18 protein-coding genes are annotated in these 17,813 nt (G+C 58.5%); 4 read left to right on the forward strand and 14 right to left on the reverse strand.

All coding sequences use genetic code 11. The annotated features are described in order from the left end of the window. Positions 1-26 precede the first annotated feature (26 nt). From AO242_RS18065 to recR, 3 genes are all read left to right on the forward strand, one after another. Entirely contained in the window at positions 27-353 is a 327-nt protein-coding gene (locus AO242_RS18065; protein WP_027900954.1) for a YbaB/EbfC family nucleoid-associated protein, read from the forward strand. Between the two features lie 636 nt (positions 354-989). After that, on the forward strand, positions 990-2,024 hold the full coding sequence (locus tag AO242_RS18070; protein ID WP_099269795.1) for an NADP-dependent oxidoreductase: 1,035 nt from the start codon (positions 990-992) through the stop codon (positions 2,022-2,024). A 74-nt stretch (positions 2,025-2,098) separates the two neighbouring features. After that, on the forward strand, positions 2,099-2,701 hold the full coding sequence (gene recR, locus AO242_RS18075; protein ID WP_027900956.1) for a recombination mediator RecR: 603 nt from the start codon (positions 2,099-2,101) through the stop codon (positions 2,699-2,701). Between the two features lie 251 nt (positions 2,702-2,952). Here recR and AO242_RS18080 read toward each other — a convergent pair whose 3' ends face one another. Both AO242_RS18080 and fnr read right to left on the reverse strand, forming a co-directional pair. Next, complete coding sequence (locus AO242_RS18080; protein WP_099269796.1) at positions 2,953-3,498, reverse strand: adenine phosphoribosyltransferase; 546 nt, start codon at positions 3,496-3,498, stop codon at positions 2,953-2,955. Between the two features lie 247 nt (positions 3,499-3,745). Continuing rightward, complete coding sequence (gene fnr / locus AO242_RS18085) at positions 3,746-4,480, reverse strand: fumarate/nitrate reduction transcriptional regulator Fnr (RefSeq protein WP_027900958.1); 735 nt, start codon at positions 4,478-4,480, stop codon at positions 3,746-3,748. Positions 4,481-4,633: 153 nt separating this feature from the next. Between fnr and AO242_RS18090 the strand changes: the two genes are divergently transcribed. Then, positions 4,634-5,110: a hypothetical protein gene (locus AO242_RS18090; RefSeq protein ID WP_049827012.1), complete on the forward strand. Its 477-nt coding sequence runs from the start codon at positions 4,634-4,636 to the stop codon at positions 5,108-5,110. A gap of 97 nt (positions 5,111-5,207) precedes the next feature. On the opposite strand, the gene hemN is transcribed toward AO242_RS18090, so the two are convergent. From hemN to AO242_RS18150, 12 genes are all read right to left on the reverse strand, one after another. Further along, positions 5,208-6,590, reverse strand: a complete 1,383-nt coding sequence (gene hemN / locus AO242_RS18095) for an oxygen-independent coproporphyrinogen III oxidase (RefSeq protein ID WP_099269797.1) — start codon at positions 6,588-6,590, stop codon at positions 5,208-5,210. 72 nt (positions 6,591-6,662) lie between these two features. Continuing rightward, positions 6,663-7,346, reverse strand: coding sequence for a sulfite exporter TauE/SafE family protein (locus tag AO242_RS18100; RefSeq protein WP_099269798.1), 684 nt, complete (start codon positions 7,344-7,346; stop codon positions 6,663-6,665). A gap of 117 nt (positions 7,347-7,463) precedes the next feature. Beyond that, a complete protein-coding gene (gene ccoS, locus AO242_RS18105; RefSeq protein WP_099269799.1) occupies positions 7,464-7,667 on the reverse strand; it encodes a cbb3-type cytochrome oxidase assembly protein CcoS in 204 nt (67 codons plus the stop codon). Continuing rightward, on the reverse strand, positions 7,646-10,108 hold the full coding sequence (locus AO242_RS18110; protein WP_099269800.1) for a heavy metal translocating P-type ATPase: 2,463 nt from the start codon (positions 10,106-10,108) through the stop codon (positions 7,646-7,648). Before AO242_RS18110 ends, ccoS begins: the two co-directional genes overlap by 22 nt. Positions 10,109-10,394: 286 nt before the next feature. Next, positions 10,395-10,934 carry a FixH family protein gene (locus AO242_RS18115; protein WP_099269801.1) on the reverse strand — a complete coding sequence of 180 codons (540 nt, stop codon included), beginning with the start codon at positions 10,932-10,934 and terminating at the stop codon, positions 10,395-10,397. 12 nt (positions 10,935-10,946) lie between these two features. After that, positions 10,947-12,359, reverse strand: a complete 1,413-nt coding sequence (gene ccoG / locus AO242_RS18120) for a cytochrome c oxidase accessory protein CcoG (protein ID WP_099269802.1) — start codon at positions 12,357-12,359, stop codon at positions 10,947-10,949. A gap of 258 nt (positions 12,360-12,617) precedes the next feature. After that, on the reverse strand, positions 12,618-13,607 hold the full coding sequence (gene ccoP, locus AO242_RS18125; RefSeq protein ID WP_099269803.1) for a cytochrome-c oxidase, cbb3-type subunit III: 990 nt from the start codon (positions 13,605-13,607) through the stop codon (positions 12,618-12,620). Further along, the gene (locus AO242_RS18130) at positions 13,604-13,792 is read right to left on the reverse strand and encodes a cbb3-type cytochrome oxidase subunit 3 (RefSeq protein ID WP_099269804.1); all 189 of its coding nucleotides are present in this window, start codon (positions 13,790-13,792) and stop codon (positions 13,604-13,606) included. Before AO242_RS18130 ends, ccoP (AO242_RS18125) begins: the two co-directional genes overlap by 4 nt. A 5-nt stretch (positions 13,793-13,797) precedes the next feature. Then, a complete protein-coding gene (ccoO, locus tag AO242_RS18135; RefSeq protein ID WP_027898346.1) occupies positions 13,798-14,406 on the reverse strand; it encodes a cytochrome-c oxidase, cbb3-type subunit II in 609 nt (202 codons plus the stop codon). Further along, on the reverse strand, positions 14,403-15,848 hold the full coding sequence (ccoN, locus tag AO242_RS18140; RefSeq protein WP_099269805.1) for a cytochrome-c oxidase, cbb3-type subunit I: 1,446 nt from the start codon (positions 15,846-15,848) through the stop codon (positions 14,403-14,405). The genes ccoO and ccoN overlap by 4 nt, the downstream gene beginning before the upstream one ends. 813 nt (positions 15,849-16,661) lie before the next feature. Then, positions 16,662-17,612: a cytochrome-c oxidase, cbb3-type subunit III gene (gene ccoP / locus AO242_RS18145; protein ID WP_099269806.1), complete on the reverse strand. Its 951-nt coding sequence runs from the start codon at positions 17,610-17,612 to the stop codon at positions 16,662-16,664. Then, positions 17,609-17,812 carry a cbb3-type cytochrome oxidase subunit 3 gene (locus tag AO242_RS18150; protein ID WP_099269807.1) on the reverse strand — a complete coding sequence of 68 codons (204 nt, stop codon included), beginning with the start codon at positions 17,810-17,812 and terminating at the stop codon, positions 17,609-17,611. Before AO242_RS18150 ends, ccoP (AO242_RS18145) begins: the two co-directional genes overlap by 4 nt. Position 17,813 lies beyond the last annotated feature (1 nt).

Raw genomic sequence — 17,813 nt, forward strand, 5'->3', positions numbered from 1 at the left:
ACAATCAACTTTCGAGGAGATATCCCATGATGAAAGGTGGCATGGCTGGCCTGATGAAGCAGGCGCAGCAAATGCAGGAAAAAATGGCCAAGATGCAGGAAGAACTGGCCAATGCCGAGGTCACCGGCCAATCGGGCGCAGGCCTGGTCAGCGTCGTGATGACCGGTCGCCATGACGTCAAGCGCATCAATCTGGATGACAGCCTGATGCAGGAAGACAAAGAAGTTCTGGAAGACCTGATCGCTGCCGCTGTCAACGACGCGGTACGCAAAATCGAACAGGCCAGCCAGGAAAAGACTTCCAGCATGACCGCTGGCATGCAATTGCCGCCGGGCATGAAGCTGCCGTTCTGATTGCAGGTTGTTCCCCAAAAATGCCAGGCCAAGTGCCTGGCATTTTTGTTTGTGCAAAAAGATCCGTATAGCGAAGCCCCTGTGGGAGATTCTATGTTTGCTTGCAATCCCGTAGGACCGGCTTTAGCCGGGAGAGCGGTATTTCTGACGAAGAGTATGTAGTGAATGTCCCGACGCCCTCCCGGCTAAAGCCGGTCCTACGGAATAGCGCGATCGCCTGTGGGAGCGGTGCTTGCCCGCGAAGAACGATAACGCGGTATGCCTGATACACCGCGGTGACTGATTCGCGGGCAAGCGCGCTCCTACGGATTTGGCGATCGTCTGTGGGAGATTCTATGTTTGCTTGCAATCCCGTAGGACCGGCTTTAGCCGGGAGAGCGGTATTTCTGAAGAAGAATATGTAGTGAATGTCCCGACGCCCTCCCGGCTAAAGCCGGTCCTACGGATAGCGCGATCGCCTGTGGGAGCCGGGCTTGCCCGCGATGCAGGCGCTGCGGTGGGGCAGATGAATCCGGTTGATTTTTTCGCGGGCGAGCCACGCTCCAACAGGGCTAGAGGTATTCAATCGAACGCCCCCGCCTCACGATGGTCTGCTTCTGCATACCCCATAGAATTCATTTCCAAGGAGCCGCTTTGATGACCCAAGAATTGATTCTTAACCAGCGAATTGTCCTGGCCTCGCGTCCGACCGGTGCACCGACCCCGGAGAACTTTCGTCTTGAGCGTGAAGCGCTGCCCGATCTGCAGGAAGGGCAGGTGCAGTTGCGCACCCTTTATCTTTCACTGGACCCCTACATGCGCGGACGCATGAGCGATGCACCGTCTTATGCCGATCCGGTGGAAATCGACGCGGTAATGGAAGGCGGTGCGGTCAGCATCGTCGAGCAGTCGCGTAATCCTGCATTTAAGGTCGGCGACCGCGTAGTTGGCCAGACCGGCTGGCAGACTCACAGCATCAATGATGGTGCTGCATTGAAAGTCATTCCGAAAGACCTGCCCAGCGATTCCATGGCCGTAGGCGTATTGGGCATGCCTGGCATGACCGCTTACATGGGATTGATGGACATCGGCAAGCCACAGGCAGGCGAAACACTCGTCGTTGCCGCGGCGTCAGGCGCTGTAGGCTCTGTGGTGGGTCAGGTGGCCAAGTTGCAGGGCCTGCGAGTGGTGGGCGTTGCTGGTGGCGCAGAAAAGTGCCGTTATGTTGTTGACGAGCTGGGCTTCGACGCCTGTATCGACCACAAGAGCGACAACTTTGCAGAAGAGTTGAAGCAGGCCTGCGGTAAAGGTATCGACATCTATTTCGAGCTGGTGGGCGGTAAGGTTTTCGATGCAGTACTGCCGCTGCTCAACCCCCGGGCACGGATTCCCGTGTGTGGCGTGATCGCGCAGTACAACGCCCAAGGCGTGCCGGAAGGGCCAAACGAGCTGCCGCTGCTGTTGCGTACGATGCTGACCAAGCGTGCCCGCATGCAAGGGTTTATCGTGTTCGAAGAATACGGTGATCGCCACGAAGAGTTTTTCCGTGAAATGACGCCACTGGTCACACAGGGCAAGATCAAATTCCGTGAAGACGTAGTGCAGGGCCTCGAGCAGGCGCCAGAAGCCTTTATTGGTCTGCTGGAAGGACGCAACTTTGGCAAGTTGGTGGTCCACGTCTCAGACGCATGACGTAACCCTTGATTGACGCTACAGGCAGGGCGCGGGTATAAACCGCGTCTTGTGTTTTTGTCGGACCTTTCTCCATGAGCTTCAGCCCACTGATTCGCCAACTGATCGATGCCCTGCGTACCCTGCCGGGTGTCGGTCAAAAAACTGCGCAACGCATGGCGCTGCAATTGCTTGAGCGTGATCGCAGTGGCGGTTCACGGCTGGCGCTGGCGTTGAGCCAGGCGATGGAAGGGGTTGGGCACTGTCGGCAGTGCCGCACCCTGACTGAAGACGATCTGTGCCCGCAATGTTCGGACAACCGCCGCGACGACACATTACTGTGCGTAGTGGAAGGGCCGATGGATGTTTACGCCGTGGAGCAGACCGGTTATCGCGGGCGCTACTTCGTGCTCAAAGGCCACTTGTCACCACTGGACGGGCTGGGCCCGGAAGCCATTGGTATTCCTCAACTGCTGGCACGCATCAACGAGCAGGGGACCTTCAGTGAAGTCATCCTGGCGACCAATCCTACGGTCGAGGGCGAAGCCACCGCACACTATATCGCGCAGTTGCTGACCAACAAAGGTCTGATCACCTCACGCATCGCTCATGGCGTGCCACTGGGTGGCGAGCTGGAACTGGTGGACGGCGGGACGCTGGCCCACTCGTTTGCAGGGCGTAAGCCGATTGCGTTGTAAGCACTGATACTTAACCAGGCCGCGCATCCATGTCTGGATTGAAATGCGATTTACTGTGGGAGCGAATTCATTCGCGAATGAATTCGCACACATAGACTGCGCTATTCCGTAGGACCGGCCGGGCGGCGTTCCGCTTTAGCCGGGAGGGCGTCGGGACATTCACTACATATTCCTCGTGAGAAATACCGCTCTCCCGGCTAAAGCCGGTCCTACGAGATTGCGGCCAACAGAATCCTCCGCAGATTCAAGTCTTACTCCGTCACCCCAAAGCTCGTCAGGCAGAACGTTGGAATCTGCAGGTCCTGAAGGCGCTTTGAACCGCCCAGTTCTGGCAGATCGATGATCGCAGCGGCTTCGTGGATCTTCGCGCCCATGCGGCGGATCAAGTTGGCAGCAGCGATAAGCGTTCCGCCAGTGGCGATCAGGTCGTCGAACATCACCACGGAGTCGCCATCGCACAGGCTGTCGGCATGCACTTCTAGAAATGCCTCACCGTATTCAGTCTGATAACCCTCTGACAGTACGTCAGCAGGCAATTTGCCTTGCTTGCGAAACAGGATCAGCGGCTTGTTCAGCTCATAAGCCACAATCGAACCGATCAGAAAACCCCGTGCGTCCATCACGCCGATATGGCTGAAGTCAGCCTCTATGTAGCGCTGCACGAAGCTATCCATCACAAGGCGCGTAGCCTTGGGAGACTGGAACAGCGGGGTGATATCGCGAAAGATGACGCCCGGCTTGGGAAAGTCCACTACCGGGCGAATCAAGGATTTAAAGCTGGCTTCGTCGAAAATCATCAAATGGGTCCAGGGCTGGAGGTTTGTATCGATGGCCTAGTCTAAAGGCGCCAGCCCTGAATCGCACCCCACAGACTCCGTGAAAACTACTGCAGGCTGGGCAACTTCGTTGCTACGCACACAATACTGCGTTAAAAACAGGCGAAAAATGCTCATTTAGAACACTAGAGTCGGGCGCGACCCCGGCCGTTTTTCGCCTGTTTTTGCCTTGTCTTGTCATCGCTCGCTACGTTTTCACGCAGTCTGTTCAGCTTTCGATAGCCCCGCCTGCCAGTGCGCAGAGCTGGATCGGATCAAGGATTCTGATCTCTTTGCCCTCAGCTGCAATCAATTCGTTTTGCTGAAAGCGGGTGAACACACGGGAAACGGTTTCCACCGCCAGCCCCAGATGATTACCGATTTCGTTGCGCGACATGCTCAGGCGGAACTGGTTGGCCGAGAAGCCCCGTGCACGGAAGCGTGCGGACAGGTTGACCAGAAATGTCGCGATGCGTTCGTCCGCGTTCTTTTTCGACAACAGCAACATCATTTGCTGATCGTCACGGATTTCCCGGCTCATGACCCGCATCAACTGACGACGCAGTTGTGGCAATTGCACGGACAATTCGTCCAGACGCTCGAAGGGAATTTCGCAGACCGAGGTGGTTTCCAGCGCCTGGGCCGAAACTGGATAGGCTTCGGCGTCCATGCCCGACATGCCCACCAGTTCGCTGGGCAAGTGGAAACCGGTCAGTTGTTCTTCGCCACCGTCGCTGATATTGAAGGTTTTCAGTGCGCCGGAGCGTACCGCGTACACCGAGCCGAACGTGTCACCCTGACGGAACAGGAACTCGCCTTTTTTCAGCGGTCGGCCGCGTTTGACGATCTGGTCCAGGGCATCCATGTCGTCGAGATTCAAGGAAAGTGGCAAGCACAGCGGAGCCAGACTGCAATCCTTGCAATGGGCCTGGGTATGAGCGCGTACTTTGACTGGCTCGGGCATCACTTTATTCCTTGTGGTTAATCACACATAAGTCATAAGGGTAACTCACCCGGGACTGTTCAGACCAGCGACGAGCCGCCGGATGGCTATCAAGCTTTGCGTGCATTGGTCGATAGTTCTGGTTAATCCGCATCCTTGAACAGGTCGCCGCTCATGTGGTCATCCGCGCTTACCGCCATCAGTCGGGCTTTTCTGGCATCCAATGCCGCCGCGCAGAAAACCGCTGCCGAAAAGGCCGCTCCACAGAGCACGCCGACTGCGCCAGCCTCGCAGAGCGTAGAAGTCAATCTTTCGCCTGCCGGCCTGGCTCGTGCGGCGTTAACGGGCTCGGCCAATGCTGATATCAAGCAAAGTGGTTTGCCTGACCCGGTGCAGAAGGCCCTCATTTCGTTGCGTGATACCCAGAAAAGGCTGGCGCAATCGAATACCGAGTTGCAAAAGACCCTGAACGACAAGTCCTTGAGCCCCGATATGCGCCAGGCCAAAGCGGCTGCACTGCAAACCGTTTCGGCGGTTTATCAGCGTCAGATCAGTACCTCCGCTGGTGATTTGTCCAACGTCATGAACGCGCTACAGCTGAAGTCGGACGATAAAGCCAAGGCCAGCATGCTGATGCTGGCCAAGATGTAAGCGAGCGGCCCGTCCTGTAGGAGCTGCCGAAGGCTGCGAAAGCGATCCTTCTGACACACCGACATCGCAGCCTTCGGCAGCTACAGGTCAGCGCCGTTCATATCACCCGTGAAAAACGCTGGCGATTCTGCTGGGTCAGGTAGGCATCGAACACCATGCACACCGAGCGCACCAGCAATCGGCCCGCGGGCAGCACCTGAATGCCTGTGGATTTCAGGCTGATCAGCCCGTCGTTGGCCATGCTGCTGAGCTGCGGCCACAAATCGTTGAAACAAGCCCGAAAGTCGATATCGAACCGGGTTTCGATATCGGCGAAATCCAGACTGAAATGGCAGATCAATTGCTGAATCACCGCTCTGCGCAGGCGATCGTCCTGATTGCAGATCAGGCCACGCTTGGTTGCCAACTGGTCACTGGCCAACTGGCTTTGATAGTCAGCCAGGTCGTTGCTGTTCTGGCTGTACAGATCGCCAATCTGGCTGATCGCGGAAACCCCTAACCCAACCAGGTCGCAGTGGCCATGTGTGGTGTAGCCCTGGAAGTTGCGTTGCAGGGTCAGTTCTTCCTGCGCAATGGCCAGTTCATCGTCGGGCAGGGCGAAGTGATCCATGCCGATGTAGCGGTATCCGGCTTTGGTCAATTGCTCGATGGTGTGTTCAAGCATCTGCAGCTTGGCTTCCGGCGGCGGCAGATCGTTGCTGTCGATGCGCCGTTGCGGCATGAAGCGCTCGGGCAGGTGCGCGTAATTGAACACTGACAACCGATCGGGTTGCAGGGCAATGATTTCGTCCACTGTGCGGGCAAAGCCCTGCGGCGTCTGTTTAGGCAGGCCGTAGATCAGGTCGATGTTGACCGAGCGAAACTGCAAGGTCCGTGCGGCTTCAATGATCGCTCGCGTTTCTTCCAGACTCTGCAAGCGGTTCACTGCACGTTGAACCTGCGGATCCAGATCCTGTACCCCAAGGCTGACCCGGTTGAAACCCAGCTCCCGCAGCAGCCCCATGGTCGACCAGTCAGCTTCGCGCGGGTCGATTTCTATGCCGTAGTCGCCGGAGTCATCGTCCAGCAGATTGAAGTGCTGACGCAGATGGCCCATCAACTGACGCAGTTCGTCATGGCTGAGGAAGGTCGGCGTGCCCCCGCCAAAGTGCAGTTGTTCGACGACCTGACCAGGATCCAGGTGGCTGGCGATCATCTGGATTTCATTCTCAAGCCTTTGCAGATAAACCTGGGCGCGACCTCGGTCCTTGGTGATGACTTTGTTGCAGGCACAGTAGTAGCAAATGTTGGCGCAGAACGGGATATGCACGTAGAGCGACAGGGGACGAATGGCCTTGCGGCTGTCGCGAAGCGCATGCAAGAAGTCGAAAGCGCCGACCTGAGTGTGAAATTGCACCGCTGTAGGGTAGGAGGTGTAACGCGGGCCCGCCAGATCGTAGCGGCGAATCAGATCAGAATCCCAACGGATGGCGTCGAGCATGTTGGCGTTCCCTGGGTAGGCTGGCAGTGTCGGTCAGTCTAGGGAAGTGCGCGCTCGATCCTTTGATATGGATCAATGGCCCATCAACCAGTGCTGATGCGGGCCGGGCAGTGTCCAGAGTCCGAAGGCAATCACCAGCAGGCCACCCGCCATGCGTACGCCACGCTGACGCAAAAACGCGGTCGTGCGCTCCGCCGCAAGGCCGGTGGCCAGCAGCACCGGGCAAGTGCCGACACCGAAAGCCAGCATCAGCAGGGCGCTGTCGATGGCATTGCCCTGACTCGCCGACCAGAGTAGCGTGCTGTAAACCAGACCACACGGCAGCCAGCCCCACAGGGCTCCGAGCAACAGCGCCCGAGGTAGGCTCGACACCGGCAGCAAGCGACTTGCCAGTGGCTGGATATAGCGCCACAGCCCGCGGCCCAGGCGTTCGATACGGGTCAGGCCGCTCCACCATCCGGCCAGATACAGGCCCATGGTGATCAACAGCAGTGCGGCGATGACTCGCAAGGTCGTTGCGCCAGGGCTGTTGGTCACGGCCCAGCCTGCCAGGCCGGTCAGCAGACCTGCGCAGGTGTAACTCAAGATCCGTCCAAGGTTGTAGGCCAGCAGCAGTCGGAAACGTCGGCTGCGTTGCTCCTTCGGAATCGCCAGCGTCAGCGCACCCATCAACCCGCCGCACATGCCCAGACAGTGGCCGCCACCGAGCAGACCGAGGATCAGGGCTGAGATCAGGAGGGGTGCGAGGTCGGTCATTTGCGGTCGCTTCGTAGGACCGGCTTTAGCCGGGAGGGCTGCTTCCCCGAAGACGCAAATGCAGTGATTGTACAGGCCCCCTCCCGGCTAAAGCCGGTCCTACGGGGTGGGTTTAGCTCAACCATCAGATTCATCTTTTTTCCTGCCCGCAACCTCATCCACCGCCGCTTGATGTTTCGGGTCCTGCTCATCAAAAAGAATGCTGTGGGCGGGGCCTTCCATGTCGTCGTACTGGCCGCTGTCCACTGCCCAGAAGAAGATGTAAATCGCCACGCCGACCAGCAGCAATGCCGCCGGGATCATGATGTAGAGCGCTGGCATAAAGCCTCCGGGGAGCACTGCCGATTATCGTCTGTGATGGGCGGCGCGCGAGTCAGGCGCAGGGCGTTGAGTACCACCGTCAATGAGCTGATGGACATGCCCACCGCAGCCCATATTGGTGTAATCCAGCCCAGCGCCGCGAACGGCAGCATGAGGCCATTGTACAGTCCGGCCCAGAGCAGGTTTTCGATGATTACCCGTCGAGTCCGACGCGCCAGAGCAAAGGCCTGAACCAGCGCCTGCAAGCGATTGGACAACAACACCGCATCGGCGCTGGTTTTCGCCAGGTCTGTGGCCGAGCCCATGGCGACACTGATATCGGCAGCCGCCAGTACCGGCACGTCATTCACGCCGTCGCCAAGCATCAAAACCTTGCGACCCTGACGATGCAACGCTTGCAGCACCGCCAGCTTGTCGTCAGGGCGCAGGCTGCCACGGGCCTCGTCGATGCCCAGTTCGGCGGCGACCTGGGCAACCATTGGCGAACTGTCACCGGACAGCAGCAGAGTTTTCCAGCCGCGCGTTTTGCAGGCTTGCAGCAGTTCGTGGGCGTTTTCACGCAGACGATCATCAAGAATGAACCAGGCCAGCGGCCCATTGCGGTCGCCCAGTAACAGATGTTGCCCGGAGTGCGTCGGTGCGGGGGGAAGATCGCTGGCGCTCAAGGCGCAGACAAAAGCCGGTTGCCCGATCCGCAACATCTGACCGTTGACGATGCCCTCAAGGCCCAGCCCGGTTCGGTTGAAGACTTCCCCGGCTGCAATGGGGGCGCGGCCGAACGCTTTTGCGATGGGATGCTCCGAGCGGTTTTCCAGCGCGGCGGCAAGGCTCAGGCACGCGTCGGCGTCCAGCTCACCCAGCGGCTGGATGCTGCGCAGCGCCAGTTTTCCTTCGGTCAGGGTGCCGGTCTTGTCGAAAATCACCGTGTCGATCTGGTTGAGTCCCTCAAGGACGTGGCCGCGGGTTAGCAACAGACCGAATTTGTGCAGCGTGCCGGTGGCGGCGGTGAGCGCTGTCGGGGTCGCGAGGGAGAGGGCGCATGGGCAAGTGGCGACCAGCATCGCGAGAATGATCCAGAATGCTCGCGATGAATCGATCTGCCACCAGACGACGCCGATAACCGCTGCTGCAACCAGTGAAAGCAACAGAAACCACTGCGCCGCCCGATCAGCGATTTCCGCCAGTCGGGGTTTTTCTGTCTGTGCCCGGTCGAGCAGGCGAACAATGGCTGACAAGCGCGTCTCGTGGCCCAGCGCCAGGACTTCCACTGTGAGCACGCTTTCAACGTTCAAGGTGCCCGCCGTGACTGCGTCGCCGGAACTTCGCGGCTGGGGCAGGTATTCGCCGGTCAGCAGCGATTCATCAATACTTGAGCGGCCTTCGATGATTTTGCCGTCGGCAGGCAGCACGGTGCCGGGCTGCACCAGCACCTGATCACCCAGGCGCAGTTCGCTGAGCAGAATCCGTTCAGACTGTCCCTGTTGATCGAGGCGCAGGCACGACGCGGGTAGCAGATTGACCAGTTGTGCAGTGGCCGCCGCAGTGCGTTCCCGGGCGCGGCGTTCCAGATAGCGCCCGGCCAGCAGGAACAGGGCGAACATGCCCACGGCGTCGAAATACAGCTCGCCGTTGCCGGTGATGGCGGTCCAGATGCCCGCGACGTAAGCCCCGCCAATCGCCAGGGATACGGAAACGTCCATGGTCAGGTGGCGGGTGCGCAGGTCGCGCACAGCACCACGAAAGAATGGCGCGCAACTGTAGAAGACGATGGGCGTCGTCAGAAACATTGCGACCCAGCGCAGGATGGTGTGCATGTCCGGGCTGAGGTCGATGTTGAATTCCGGCCATGTGGCCATGGTTGCCATCATCGCCTGGAACCACAGCAAACCGGCCACGCCGAGCTGTCGCAGCGCCAGGCGGTTTTTTTCAGCGAGTTTTACTGTGGCCCGGTCGGCCTCATAAGGGTGGGCAACGTAGCCAATGCTGCGTAATTGGCCGAGCAGCTCACTCAAGGGCATCTGGCTGTCTGACCAACTGACATGCAGTCGATGGCTGGACAGGTTCAGGCGTGCTTCAGTCACCGCAGGCAGTGCCCGCAAGTGACGCTCGATGAGCCAGCCACAGGCCGCGCAACTGATGCCTTCCATCAGCAGCGTCGTTTCTGCGAGTTCGCCCTGATGCCGAACAAACGGAGCCTGCACATCGGCGCGGTCGTACAGCGCCAGTTCATCCGGCAATTGCAGGGGCAGGGTGTCAGGGTTGGCCGACGCCTTGTCGCGATGGCTGTAATAACTTTCCAGCCCGCCAGCGACGATAGACTCAGCCACGGCCTGACACCCCGGACAGCACATCGCCCGGGTTTCTCCGAGCACGACGGCGGTAAAGCGACTGCCCGTCGGGACGGGCAGGGCGCAGTGGTAGCAGGGGGTGGGTGTGGTCATGGTCTTTGGGTCGCAGCAGAACAACGGTAGGAGCCAACTTGTTGGCGAGAGGGCATGACGCGGTTATTCAGGCACACCGCCTCGCGAACAAGCTCGCCCTCATCAAACAACAGCAAAATACTGGATTGGAATGCATTTTCTGTAGGAGCTGCCGAAGGCTGCGATGCATTTCTCCTGATACACCGCGATCGCAGCCTTCGGCAGTTCCTACGGGTTCTGTGTTTGCTGCGCGACAGCGCGGTGCCATGGACGCCGGGGCAGTTCCCGCCGCAATTGTGCGTTGCGCTCACTTACTCAAATCTTCCGCACCCTGAATCGCTTCATCGCCCAGTGCAAGGTCTTTGTCCTGGCTGATCTGTTCTTCTTCGAACAGGCGCCAGGTCTGACCGTTTTCAACACCCAGCAACTCGACAAACCGACGGCCCTCGATTTTATCGGTCAATTGCCCGATGTAGCGGTCAGGTTCGGAGCTGCTCTGCATCAAAACCATTTTCCGGTCTTTTTGCGGCTGGGTCGGGGAAATCAGGTTCAGTTCCAGGGTATGCGGCCTGCTGTTGCCTGTCAGGCGCACGTCTGCTTCGCCTGTCAGTTCATCCAGATGAACACTGGCCCGCAGCATGAGCGTCTGGGCCAGCAGTTCGCGGTCCAGTGAACGGTTGATGCCTTTGCCCGCTTCGTAATAATTGTCGTTGACCAGATTGTCAGGGTTATTCACTGCGATGGTCACCATGGTCAGAGACAGCGTCACCGAGCAGGTCAGAATGCCAATCAGGATCCAGGGCCAGATGTGCTTGTACCAAGGGCTTTGCGCAGTTGCGACGGACATGGGCAGCTCTCTTTAACGAACTTGCGGGCCGATAAAACGGCTCCTGGTTTCTGCGTGAGCATCGCCGTCGGCATCCTTGAGGATGAAAATCACCTCGTTGGTGCTGGATGGCAGTTTTTCGGGCGCGATGGACAGCTCCACGGGCATGCTGAAAATATCCCCGGCAGCCACTTTGAATTCACGCCGCCCCTGCAATTTCAGGTCTGGCAGGCCAGTGACGTCAAGCACATAGGTGTGATCCACCTGGTCCTTGTTCATGACCTTCAGGCTGTAGACATTCTCGATCCGGCCTTCGGCGTTTTCTCGATACAGCACGCGGTCCTTGCTGACGTCGAAGCCGACCAGCGAGCGCATCAAGAACGCCGAGACCAGCAGGCCGATCATTAACAGCAACACTGCCGCATAGCCGATCAGACGCGGCCGTAGCGTGTGAGTGACCTGACCGGAAAGATTATGCTCGGTGGTGTAGCTGATCAGCCCGCGCGGGTAGTTCATCTTGTCCATGATGCTGTCGCAGGCATCGATGCAGGCAGCGCAGCCTATGCACTCCACTTGCAGGCCGTCGCGAATGTCGATGCCGGTAGGGCAGACCTGCACGCACATCGTGCAATCGATGCAGTCGCCCAGACCTTGCGTCTTGTAGTCCTGATCCTTTTTACGCGGGCCACGTAGCTCGCCACGGCGTGGGTCATAGGACACGATCAGGGTGTCCTTGTCGAACATCACACTCTGAAACCGCGCATAGGGGCACATGTAAATACACACTTGCTCACGCAGCCAGCCCGCATTGCCGTAAGTCGCGAGGGTGAAGAAGCCAACCCAGAAATACGCCCAGCTGTCCGCCTGACCGGTGAAAAACTCGGTGATCAGGTCGCGAATCGGCGAGAAGTAGCCGACAAAGGTGAGCCCGGTGAGGAAACCAATCAACAGCCAGAGGCTGTGTTTAGCAAATTTACGCACGAACTTGTTGGCGCTCATGGGCGCTTTATCGAGCTTGATGCGTTGGTTGCGGTCGCCTTCGGTGACCTTTTCGCACCACATGAAAATCCAGGTCCAGACACTTTGCGGGCAGGTGTAGCCGCACCAGACCCGACCGGCGTACACAGTGATGAAAAACAGGCCAAACGCGCTGACGATGAGAATGCCGGAGAGCAGGATGAAATCCTGTGGCCAGAAGGTCGCGCCAAAGATGTAGAACTTGCGCTCCGGCAGGTTCCACCACACGGCCTGATGCCCATCCCGGTTCAACCAGACCGTACCGAAGTAAATCAGGAACAGCAGAGCGCCGCCGAGCATGCGCAGATTACGGAACAGGCCGGTGAACGCGCGGGTGTAGATTTTTTCCCGCGAGGCGTAGAGGTCGACCGTCTTGTGGCCGCCTTCAGACGGTGGTGTAACGTTGGCGACCGGAATGTTATTGCTCATCGGTGTGTCCCACGGCGGTGGAAAAATGCCTCTGTGGTCAGGAGCGTGCTGTTATGAAGGCCATGATACGCCTGCAGTCTTGGCTAACGGGTGCGGTTAATCCTGATGCAAACCGGTGTAGAGCGTGCTGATTCGGGTCAATTGATTTGCAGATGATGTGCAGGTTTTTGTTCGTAACGCGGTCATGGTAGGAGCCAACTTGTTGGCGAGGCGGTGTGTCAGATATATCGCCTCGCGAACAAGTTCGCTCCTACCTGTTCATTTTGAAGCCTGTTCAGGTTCTTGAGGTTTGTCCCCCCGCGACAAGCTATACACATACGCCGCCAGAATATGCACCCGGTCATTGCCCTGAATCGCTGCCTGTGCAGGCATCTGGCCCTGACGGCCGTAGCGTATGGTTTGTTGCAACTGCGCGTAACTGGATCCGTAGATGTACGACCCTGGATGGGTCAGGTCTGGAGCACCCAGCACTTGCGTGCCTTTGCCTTGCGGGCCGTGGCAGGCGACGCAGGTAGTGGTAAATATCTTCTGCCCGGCCACCGGATCAGCTTTGGCATCTTCCGGCAATTTGCGGCCGCTGAGCGCGGTCAGCACGTACGCCGACACATCGCGCACGCCTTGTTCCTGGAGGGCCTCCCCCCATGCGGGCATCACCGCGTGGCGGCCGCCCATGATCGTGGCTTTGATGGTTTCCGGGTTGCCGCCCCAGCGCCAGTCGGCATCGGTCAGGTTCGGAAAGCCATAAGCGCCTTTGGCGTCGGAGCCATGACACACCGAACAGTTGGACGCGAACAGGCGGCCGCCCATCTTCAGGGCCTGCGGATCCTTGGCGACTTCCTCGATGGGCATCGACGCAAATTTAGCGTAAATCGGCCCGAAACGCGCCTCGGCCCGCGCCATTTCCTTTTCCCATTCATGCACGGCCGTCCAGCCGGTTTGACCGTCGGAGAACTCGATTTTCTTGTCGGTATTCATGTAACCGTAGCCCGGCCAGAGACCTTTCCAGTTACCCAGTCCGGGGTACAGCACCAGATAGCCCAGCGCGAAAATAATCGTGCCGATAAACAGCATGAACCACCACTTGGGCAGCGGGTTGTCGTACTCCTCGATGCCGTCAAAGGCGTGGCCGACGGTTTCTTCGGTGGTGTCATCACGCTGGCCCTTGCGGGTGGAAAGCAGTAGCCACGTCAGAGCGAAGACCGTGCCCAGCGTCAGGACGGTGACGTACAGACTCCAGAACGTGCTCATTGCTTGCTCCTGAATGCTTTTTCCTGCTCGACCTTTTTGATCGCTTCGGGATCGTCCGCGAAGGGCAACAGGGTTGCATCATCAAACTCTGTCTTGCGCCGGGGGCTGAACACCCAGAGCGCCAGACCGATGAAGGCCACCATCACCACCAGGGTGCCAAGACCCCGAATCATCCCGATATCCATCCAGATCACCGCTTGCTTTTAATGACGGTGCCGAGGCCTTGCAGATAGGCCACCAGTGCATCCATTTCGGTTTTGCCTTTCACTGCCGCCTGAGCGCCAGCGATGTCTGCGTCGGTATAAGGTGTACCCAACGTGCGCAGGACTTCCATTTTCTTCGCGGTGTCCTTGCCATCCAGATGCTTCTCGACCAGCCACGGATAGGCCGGCATTTTCGATTCCGGGACCACGTTGCGCGGGTTGTACAAATGCGCCCGATGCCAGTCGTCCGAGTAGCGGCCGCCGACCCGCGCCAGGTCCGGCCCGGTGCGTTTGGAGCCCCACAGGAATGGATGATCCCAGACGCTTTCGCCCGCCACCGAGTAATGACCATAGCGTTCGGTTTCGGCGCGGAACGGACGAATCATCTGCGAGTGACAACCGACACAGCCGTTGGCGATGTAAACGTCGCGGCCTTCGACTTCCAGCGCGGTACGCGGCTTCATGCCTTCCACCGGCTTGTTGGTCACGTCCTGAAAAAACAGCGGGACGATTTGCGTCAGGCCGCCGATGCTGACGGCGATGACCATGCAGAGGGCCAGAAGGCCAATGTTCTTTTCGAGGAGTTCGTGCTTCATCGGTGAGCCCCCACCACGGCGATTTGTGCTGCGGCTTCTGCTTCTTCGGGGTTGGAAGCACGCACGGTGCGCCAGACGTTATAAGCCATGAGCAGCATGCCGCTGGCGAAGGTCGCGCCGCCGATCATTCGCACGATGTAACCCGGGTGGCTGGCTTGCAGCGCCTCGACGAAGGAGTAAGTCAGCGTGCCGTCGTCGTTGATCGCTCGCCACATCAGGCCCTGGGTGATGCCGTTGACCCACATCGACGCGATGTACAGCACGGTGCCAATGGTCGCCAGCCAGAAGTGCGCGTTGATCAGGCCGATGCTGTGCATCTGCGGCCTACCAAACACTTTGGGGATCATGTGATACGTCGCGCCTATAGTGATCATCGCTACCCAGCCCAATGCGCCTGCATGCACGTGGCCGATGGTCCAGTCGGTGTAGTGGGAAAGGGCGTTGACCGTCTTGATCGCCATCATCGGCCCTTCGAAGGTCGACATGCCGTAGAACGCCAAGGACACCACCAGAAACCGCAGGATCGGGTCCGTGCGCAATTTATGCCACGCGCCCGAGAGGGTCATCATGCCGTTGATCATCCCGCCCCAGCTTGGCGCGAGGAGAATGATCGACATCACCATGCCCAACGACTGCGCCCAGTCGGGCAGGGCTGTGTAATGCAGGTGGTGCGGACCGGCCCAGATGTACAGGGTGATCAGCGCCCAGAAGTGCACGATGGACAGGCGATACGAATAGATTGGCCGCTCAGCCTGCTTGGGCACGAAGTAATACATCATGCCGAGGAAGCCGGTGGTCAGGAAGAAACCCACTGCGTTGTGGCCGTACCACCATTGAATCATCGCGTCGGTGGCGCCCGCGTAGGCTGAGTAGGATTTGAACAGGCTGACTGGCAACGAGATGTGGTTAACGATGTGCAGCATGGCGGTGACAACAATAAATGCACCGTAGAACCAGTTGGCGACATAGATGTGTCGGGTCTTGCGCTTGACGATGGTGCCGAAAAACACCGCGCCATACACCACCCAGACAATGGTCAGCAGAATCGCTATCGGCCATTCCAGTTCAGCGTATTCCTTGGTGGTGGTGTAGCCCATCGGCAGGGTGATGATGGCGCTGACGATCACCGCTTGCCAGCCCCAGAACGAGAACGCCGCCATGCCATCGGAAATCAGCCGGGTCTGACACGTGCGTTGCACCACGTAATAAGAGGTGCCGAAGAGCGCGCAGCCGCCGAACGCGAAGATCACCAGATTGGTATGCAAAGGTCGCAGGCGTCCGAAACTGGTCCACTCCAGCCCCAGGTTCAGTTCCGGCCAGACCAGCTGTGCGGCGATGAAAACGCCAAGCCCCATGCCCAGGATGCCCCAGACCACCGTCATGACGGCGAACTGGCGGACCACCTTATAGTTATAAGCAGTCGGACTGTTTGCTGTGCTCATTATCAGGTTCCACGGTTCGACTATTTATCAGAGTGTGAACGTTATTAACCCATGAAACCCGGCGCAGGCATGCTCACTGGCCGTTTCAGGCATATTCCGACGCGGAGCGTAAAGGAAAAACCTGTCCCGGTGGACAGAAATTTTCTGGAGGGTGTAGCACGGGTAAAATCCGGGGTGGGAGTAACGGACATTAGCAGCATGCCAAGAGTAAGCGAACAGCCCTGGTTCGTCAGGCCGTTGAGCGTTTGCATGGCACGAATGTCGTGCACGTTTCTTTCACGTGACCTTTGGGTCCCGAAACGCTGGGCTCCCGGTTCTGTAGGAGTGAGCTTGCTCGCGATAGCGCCAGTTCAGTCGATAAATTCCTGGACCAGGAAATCGAATCGCGAGCAAGCTCACTCCTACAGTTCCTATGTTTGATCCGCGACAGCGCGGTGCCAGGAACACTGGGAATCCATCTCAAATCAGATTTTCATTTTTTGTTTGCTGCGAGCTGCTCCAGTGTCCATAACACCGCGCTGTCTGGCACCAAACGAGGGATCTGTAGGAGCGCACGAGCACCGCGAAGCCGCGATAGCGATGTACCACGCTGTCTCGCGGCAAACAAACATAGGACCTGTAGGAGCTGCTGAAGGCTGCGATCGCGGTGTATCGGGAGAAATGCATCGCAGCCTTCGGCAGCTCCTACAGAAAATGTATTTCAATCCAGTAGTTCGCATGTTGTTTGATGGGAGAACATCTGCGAATAAAAGGGACCACCGCACCCTGTTGCAGGGTGCGGTGTTGAAGGGGTCCACAGTGTTGCTCTTTTTGCTACCGCGCCGCTTTACCTTTGTCGATGAGTTGATCAGGACCCTTCGACAGGCTGTAAACATAAGCGGCCAGCAGCTGTACTTTGTCATTGCCCAATAAATCGGCCTGAGCAGGCATATGACCTTGGCGACCAAGACGAATGGTCTGCTGCAACTGCGCCAGGCTGGTGCCGTAGATGAAACCGCCCGGCTGTGTGAGGTTTGGGGCGCCCATGACTTCGGTGCCTTTGCCTGTTGCGCCATGACAGGCTACACACGTGGAGCTGAACACTTGCTGTCCGGCGGCCAGATCCGCCTTGTCATCAGCGGGCAGTGGCAGCCCTGCCAGTGAGTGGCGCACATACGCCGCAACGTTTTTCACACCGTCTTCGCCGATGATCGTGCCCCAGGCCGGCATGGCCGCGACCCGGCCCGCCATGATGGTGGTCTTGATCGTGTCAGCGGAGCCGCCCCAGCGCCAGTCGTTGTCGGTCAGGTTCGGGAAGCCGTAAGCGCCTCTGGCGTCAGAGCCATGGCAAACCGAGCAATTGGAAGCAAACAGGCGGCCACCCATTTTCAGCGCTTGAGGATCCTGGGCGACTTCCTCTACTGGCATGGCCGCAAATCTGGCGAAGATCGGCCCGAAACGGGCATCGGCCTTGTCCATTTCCTTCTGCCATTCGTTGACGCCGGTCCAGCCGTCTTCATAGCCGGGTGCGATGCCTTTCCAGTTGCCCAGCCCCGGATACACGATCAGATAACCGATCGCGAACACCAGCGTCCCGGCGAACAACATGAACCACCATTTGGGCAGCGGATTGTCATATTCCTCGATGCCATCGAAGCTGTGGCCCATGGTCTGGTCAGTACTGCCCTTGGTTTCGCCCTTGCGCGTGCCGATCAGTAACCAGGTCAGTCCTATCAGACTGCCAAGGGTCAGCACGCAAATGTAGGTGCTCCAGAAAGTGGTCATGGCTGGTTACTCCGCACAGCAGGCTGCTTTTTTGAAAGTGGCTCGATTACCGGGGGCGGCAAAGGCTCGTCCGCAAACGGTGCCAGACGGGCTTCGGCGAAGTCAGCGTTGCGTCGGCTGCTGAACACCCACAGCGACATACCGATGAATGCGATGGCCACGATCAGCGTGCCAAGCCCGCGTAGGTCCTGAATATCCATG

This window comes from Pseudomonas sp. ICMP 561 (assembly GCF_002699985.1).
Lineage (GTDB): Bacteria > Pseudomonadota > Gammaproteobacteria > Pseudomonadales > Pseudomonadaceae > Aquipseudomonas > Aquipseudomonas quasicaspiana.